Raw genomic sequence first — 3,547 nt, forward strand, 5'->3', positions numbered from 1 at the left:
CTCTGCGTCTCTGTGGTTAGATAAATTACTTTTAAACCGCAGAGTCACAGAGAACACAGAGAAAAAAAAGAGATTTTTCGAGTCACCTTGAAAGGGCTAGTTCTATTTATCTGAAATAATTAGCTGCCTTTGGTTACAGTATTTTCAGGCCCGGCGGTGACAATCACCAGATTTTCTGGCTTAATTAAATCTTCAATTGCCTGTTGCATATCAGCTATAGTGACTGCTTGAATCCGCTGGGGAAACTCTCGGATTTCTGACTGTGAAAGCCCAAAGACAGCATTATCCAAAATGATACTTGATACACTACTGGGATTAGCTAAATCCACGGGGTAGCTATTGGTAATTGAACGTTTTGCTGTGTTGAATTCAGCCTCAGTTACTCCTTGCTCGCGTAACTGTTTTAGTAAAGCAAGAGTACTGGCGATCGCTTTTTGGGCATCAAGAGGAGCAGTTTGCATTTGAATCAAGAACGGCCCAGGATTGATCCCGGCGGCAAAACCACTATATATACCGTAGGTTAAACCTTGGCGATCGCGTACTTCTGTACCCAGGCGGCTGGCTAAGGTATCACCACCCAAAATTTGATTTAGCACTAGCGCCGCATAATAACGTGGGTCTTTGCGAGAGATGCCGTTGTAGCCGATGTATGTGACAGCCTCAGCTTTACCGGGAATTACTTTATTTAGTTGTGTCAAAGTTTGCGGTAATGGTACGGTTGGTATTTTGAGAACAGGTGGCTTACCTGTGGCTTGCCATTTACCAAACACCTGATTTAGCAAAGCTTTTACCTTAACTGGATCGAAGTCTCCAACTATTGCGATCGTCGTGGTATCCGGTCGGTAGTGTGTCTGGTAGAAACCAAGCAAATCATCACGAGTAATAGTCTTTAAACTCTCGGCTGTGGGAAAGCTGTGGAATGGATGATTTTCAGGGTAAATTGCCTGCTGGAATACTTGCCTTCCCAAACCTCTAGGGTCATCTAGCTGGACTTTCAGACTTGTCAGTGCCCTTTGGCGACTTAGTTCCAACTGATCGGCTGGGAAAGTGGCGTTTTCTAACACATCTGCCAAAGTTTGAATCAATATTGGCAGATTTGCTGAAAGTCCCTCACCGCTGACGTTAACTCCTTCACGGCTAGCACTGAAGCTCAAACCGGCTCCCAGGTCTTCTAAGGTTTTTGCTAGGGTCAGAGCATTTTTAGTCTGTGTCCCATTCATTAAGTTGCTTGCAGTTAGATTCGCTAATCCAGCTTTTTGATTGCCATCAAATTCAGTACCAGCGTCAATTTGTCCACTCAGGTTAATAGTGGGAAGATTGCGATCGCTTAACAGCAGAACCTTCAAACCATTCTTTAAGGTAAACTCTTCTGGTAGTGATTGTTTAGCTGAATCTGTTGCTGATGTAGCAGGTGGCAAATATTTCGCCAGTTCTGCTGGATCTACAGGCTTACCAGGGCTGAAATTTTCCACTGTGCGTCCAGAACCAGCGCTAGAAGTCCCTGGTTTACCATCTGGTTGAGTCGGTTCAAAGAAACCGATAGTTTGTTGAACGGGATTGAGGTAAGTTTTTGCTGCTTTCTGGACTTGAGCAGGAGTCACTTTCGCGATCGCAGTCAGATACTTTTCAATAAAATGATAATCCCCTGCGATCGTTTGGTTATATCCCAGTTGATTAGCCTGACTAGTGATATCTTGGTTCCCCAAAATATACGAGGCTTGCAGTTGCGTCTTCGCCCGCTTCAACTCTTCTGAGGTGACAGGCTGCTGTTGCAATTTTGTTAAAGATTCCTGGAGTACCTGGGCAATTTTACCCAACTCTTGACCGGGAGCGGCCGTAGCATTAATTTCATACCAACCCGGTTCGATGAGTTCGGCAGCACCACCGCTTACTGAACTTGCAAGTCCAGATTCCACTAAAGCCTGATAAAGCCTAGAACTACGTCCACCTGTAAGAATGGCATCCATCAAATCAATTGCTGGAACATCAGGATGTTTGATATCTGGCAGAGGATATACCGCTTGCAATAGTGCTGCACTTCCAGGTTGCTTGAGGACAATCGGTGCTTTTTTCGCAACAAGGGTAGACGGTGAAGCGTCAGCAATGGAAGAAGATACCGAGAAACTATCAATTGCTCTCCTGGCATTATTGACTACGGTATTCTTTTTTGCTCGTTGCGGTAACTTACCAAAAGTTTCTTTCACAACTTTGAGTGCAGGTTTTGTGGCAAAATCCCCGGTAATTACCAACGTGGCATTTTCTGGGCTGTAGTAAGTTTGGTAATAATTCCGCACCTGCTCGACAGTGAATTTCTCTACATCTGCTTTTGTGCCTCCCACCGATAAGCCATAGGCGCGATTCGGGAAAGCAGCTCGCATCACTTCCCGACTCAGACGATAGCCTGGTGAATTTTCGTATCCCTGTAACTCGGAGATCACTACCCGCTTTTCACTGGTGAGTTGTTCAGGCCCAATTAAGGAGTTTTCCATGCGATCGGCTTCCAGTGTCAGCAGTGCTTCGAGTTTGTCTTGTTGCACTGTGCCAAAGTAAGCTGTTTCGTCATAACTAGTAAAAGCATTGAATTGGCTACCCAAGGCACTAAATAACCTTCCAAACTGCACTGGACGGGCAGTTGTACCCTTGAACATTAAATGTTCTAGCTGGTGAGAAATGCCACTCTCTCCCTTAACCTCGTTACGTGAACCAACTTTATACCAAACTTGTACGCTCACTACTGGAGCAGTATGGACTTCCTTCGTTAGCACCGTTAAGCCGTTGTCCAATACTGTTTTCTGCACCCCTTGGGTGAATGAGAGAGCAGAGACAGGTGTGACTGCTGCTGGTGTTGCAGCATTAGTGAAATTGCCTGACAAAGGCACAATAGTTAAAAGAAGGCTGAGAAAAAATCCTAGAAGCATGTATGATCGCTGTTTCATAAGCAATACAAAATTTCCAATTTTAAAATAAAACCCTAAAAGGTATTTCAAAATTTAAATCTAACTCAAGTTGCTAGTTATGGAGGGAATAAGACAAAAATGAAATCAAATCCCCTCAAAATAAATGCGGCAGGAGATGATATGTAAACTTATTGCTGCACTACTTTTTTACCCACAGCATATCTGGGTACATTTGTTAAAACTACCCAAGGGTTATCAGGTTCGTCGATAAAATTTTTGCAGAATATTAGAAATTATTGCAATGTGTCTCATTTTACACGATTGTGGCAATATCTACTTTTAAAATTGGTTTGCTACCTATTGTCATCCGATTGGGTACGAAAGTGTTCGATTTGACATATATTTTTGAGATGGTCATTGACCGACTCAATCACAGCACTAGTGGTCAAAATACGGGTCAACCTGCACCTACATTAGTTAACATAACAGGCTGGAAAGTCTTTATATGCATGGCTTTTTAGCGAAAATTTGTACCTCATTTACCTGCAATCTGCTGTAATAACTCGCAATGAGTAGAAAGTAGAGAGTTAAAAAAATTTTTTGGCGTTGCATAATTGCATGATAATTATTGTACGCATACTGATAAACAC

At 43.1% G+C, this 3,547-nt stretch carries 1 protein-coding gene; it reads right to left on the bottom strand.

Annotated features, from left to right (window positions below; translation table 11 throughout):
- Nucleotides 1–119: 119 nt before the first annotated feature.
- The gene (locus tag IQ229_RS18395) at nt 120–2,918 is read right to left on the bottom strand and encodes a M16 family metallopeptidase (RefSeq protein ID WP_228013554.1); all 2,799 of its coding nucleotides are present in this window, start codon (nt 2,916–2,918) and stop codon (nt 120–122) included.
- Nucleotides 2,919–3,547: the final 629 nt, after the last annotated feature.

The organism is Nostoc cf. edaphicum LEGE 07299 (assembly GCF_015207245.1).
GTDB classification, from domain to species: Bacteria; Cyanobacteriota; Cyanobacteriia; order Cyanobacteriales; family Nostocaceae; genus Nostoc; species Nostoc edaphicum_B.

Excerpts from the sequence above, each read along its gene's own strand:
- IQ229_RS18395 (WP_228013554.1), bottom strand. The coding sequence starts at position 2,918 with ATGCTTCTAGGATTTTTTCTCAGCCTTCTTTTAACTATTGTGCCTTTG.